This is a genomic window from Streptomyces xylophagus, from assembly GCF_000716435.1.
GTDB lineage: Bacteria > Actinomycetota > Actinomycetes > Streptomycetales > Streptomycetaceae > Streptomyces > Streptomyces xylophagus.
In genome coordinates, this window is the sequence record NZ_JNWO01000085.1 from 1 (window position 1) to 2,132 (window position 2,132).

Annotated in this window: 3 protein-coding genes; 2 read left to right on the plus strand and 1 reads right to left on the minus strand. The window is 59.2% G+C overall.

Annotated elements, in window-relative coordinates; translation table 11 throughout:
- A partial coding sequence (locus OO70_RS50315) for a hypothetical protein (protein ID WP_043688246.1) occupies positions 1-193 on the plus strand: 193 nt, incomplete at its 5' end.
- 12 nt (positions 194-205) lie between these two features.
- Positions 206-853 carry a P-loop NTPase family protein gene (locus OO70_RS50320; RefSeq protein WP_043688248.1) on the plus strand — a complete coding sequence of 216 codons (648 nt, stop codon included), beginning with the start codon at positions 206-208 and terminating at the stop codon, positions 851-853.
- 957 nt (positions 854-1,810) lie between these two features.
- On the opposite strand, the gene OO70_RS55170 is transcribed toward OO70_RS50320, so the two are convergent.
- Positions 1,811-1,993 (minus strand): hypothetical protein, encoded by a 183-nt coding sequence (locus OO70_RS55170; protein ID WP_112921567.1) that lies wholly within the window; start codon positions 1,991-1,993, stop codon positions 1,811-1,813.
- Between the last annotated feature and the right edge of the window lie 139 nt (positions 1,994-2,132).

Sequence of the window (2,132 nt, forward strand, 5' to 3'; positions counted from 1 at the left end):
GCGTATCGGGAAGCACAACAAGAGCGGCAAGATCAGAACATTGTGGGGTCCGATCATCCCGAAGGAAATGATCCGGCCCGGCAACCCGAGCACGTACCACATTGCTTCGGCGATCCCGACGCAGTTGGGGCCGGTGCTCATGCACGAACTCGAACAAGCCGTGATCCGCGCGAAAGCGGCGAGCGGCACATAACCGGAGACCCCCATGAACATCCCGCATCTGGTATTCGTCGGCGCTGACAAAGGTGGCGTCGGCAAGACCATGCTGAGCCGCGCACTGCTCGGCTACTACGGTGCCAACGGCATCGACTTCCGCGCGTTCGACACGCAATCCCCGAGCGGCGGCCTGCAACGTTTCTTTCCTGGCCGCGCGCAGATCGTGGACATCACCAAGTCGACCGATCAGGTCAAGGTGTTCGACTACCTGGAATCGACCCAGGTGACCGTCGTCGACGTGTGCGCCGGTCTGTTGTCGCCCACGCTGAAGACGCTCGACGTTGTCGGCTTCTTCGACGCGGCGAAGCAGAACAAGCTGCGCATCACTGTGCTGCATGTCGTCGGTCCTGCGACGCAATCGCTCGACGAGATCAAGCCCGTGATGGCAGCGCTCGCAGGATCGAAGCACGTTGTGCTCGCGAACCATATCGACGACACCGCGTACGATGTACCGGCTGGCGCGCTCAACATTCCCCGGCTGGATGGGGAAGCGGCGAAGGCCGTCGACGCGGTCGCGCAACCGTTCCACGACTTCATCGGAAGCCAGGCGTCCTTCGTGCTGCGCGGCTACACGCGAAGCTGGTTGAAGGACGTGTTCGCGCAGTTCGACGCTGCGCAGCTCAACAACCTGGCCTGATACACAGACAAGAGCCCCTCATGCCTCTGACCATAAAGGCGTTGCCGTAGACCACGGCCGCGTGCGTCACGTGTGTTCAGGGCCATCCACTATGCGCTAGGTCAGCGCCGTGTCGCGGATGGGCGCTATTCGGGGAATAGCAGGCAAGGTGAGGGCACCCGCCATATGAAGGTCGGTGCGGCCTCGCCATCCCCGTGCAATTCGATACCCCCTCTGAACGACTTTTCTCAGAACGAGAAAACGAAAATTCGCAGAACGAAAAACCAAAAATTCACGTTCTGCGAAACGAGCTGAGTGGCATGGATCAAGGGCGAGAGAACTGCGCTCACAGGGATCATCAGCTCATACCCCAAACGAGCTGTGCATCACCGTTATGAACGATGCGCTTCACGATCCATGCCGCTCACCCAAACAGCACGCGTTGAGGCGCGTGGAGCCAAGCGATTGGCTCGCCAGGATACGAGCAGACGGGGGGCATGCTCTCCTGGCTCTGTGCGACCCGCGACGATGAGTAGATACGGCGCTGGCGGGAGCGACGTGTCGAATACCCCGTCGCGGGTCGCAACCGCGGATTGATGACAGTGCGATCTCGTCAGTGCTCAAAAGCCACAATCGCCGAGGTATGCGCGGCCACTCGGCCGAAAACGCGGTGTGGCATTTCGATAAAAGTGCAACATGCCTCTAGGATCGCATTAGGCGCGCGCCCATGCGCTCAATCCGTCGCCCGGTATTTCGTACCATTGGGGCGGGTTGAGCGAATGAGCGGCGCGGAATTGGACGAAAAAAAACGCCGCTAAGGATCAACTCCCTAGCGGCGTTTTCGGCTTAAACCCTAGCGTCGCAACGCTAGGGCAAAGCTATGGCGGTTCGTCGCACGAATCGCCCGCGCCGTTATCGGCGCATGGCAAGCAAGCGAGGGCAAAGCACGTCATAGCAAAATCGCGGTTTGTCATCTCGTTAGGCCTTCTTCGCTTCTACCGCGCCAGTAATGCGCTTGTCAGAGTGATATCGCGACTCGCCATGCGTCATAACGTCAACCGGCTGTAGCGCGAGCGTTGAAACACGATTGGCAATCTCGCGCAAACCGATTGCGCCGATATGGTCGGCCAATCGGCCATCAATGTAAACAGTGGGATTCATGGCGTTAGTACCTTTCGACTTGGACTCATCAGTGGCCGCGTAACGGCCAGACCGCGCTAGGCGCGGTTTCGTCCTAGCGTTGCGATTCCAAGAATTTCGCTATGGTGTACGGTTCAACCTGTCTCTTATACACATCTCC

What these genes read in the sequence shown, in the direction of transcription:
- OO70_RS50320 (WP_043688248.1), top strand. Translation starts at nt 206, where the DNA reads ATGAACATCCCGCATCTGGTATTCGTCGGCGCTGACAAAGGTGGCGTC.
- OO70_RS55170 (WP_112921567.1), bottom strand. Translation starts at nt 1,993, where the DNA reads ATGAATCCCACTGTTTACATTGATGGCCGATTGGCCGACCATATCGGC.